The sequence below is a fragment of the Streptomyces sp. AC627_RSS907 genome (genome assembly GCF_019049165.1).
Genome location: NZ_JAGMUE010000439.1, coordinates 1 through 570, shown reverse-complemented (window position 1 = coordinate 570; position 570 = coordinate 1). Strand labels below are relative to the sequence as shown.

The window sequence follows — 570 nt, the reverse complement described above, 5'->3', positions numbered from 1 at the left end:
GTCCGAGATCCTGTCCTCCCTCGCGGGCAGCGTGCTGCGCGGGGAGACCAGCCTGGAGGCCCTGCTGGAGCGGGTGCGGGAGACCTTCGGCATGGAGTCGGTGGCGCTCCTTGAGCGGGAGTCCGACACCGCCCCGTGGACCTGCGCGGGCAGCGCCGCCGCCACCCCGGCCGCGCCCACCGCCGACGGCGAGCCGGCCACCACCCGAGAGGGCTCGGCCGCCTCTCGCGAAGGCCCGGCCACCTCCTCCGAGGGCCCGGCCGCCTCCCCGGAGGGCGCGCCGGCCGCGAGCGCCGCGGCCCCCGGCGCCCGCGTGCCGCTGCGGCCCGAGGACGCCGACGTGGACATGCCCGTGGGCGACCACCTGGCGCTGGCCCTCAACGGCCGGGTGCTGCCGGCCGAGGACCGGCGCGTGCTCGCCGCGTTCGCCGCCCAGGCCGCCGTCGTCCTGGACCGGCAGCGCCTGATGGGCGAGGCCGAGCAGGCGCGCGAGCTGGCCGAGGGGAACCGCATCCGCACCGCGCTGCTCGCCGCCGTCAGCCACGACCTGCGCACCCCGCTCGCCGGGAT

The 570-nt window shown here is 79.5% G+C and carries 1 pseudogene; it reads left to right on the top strand.

Annotated elements, in window-relative coordinates:
• Positions 1 to 570 (top strand): annotated as a pseudogene (locus KUM32_RS36340) (hypothetical protein); the annotation flags it as partial.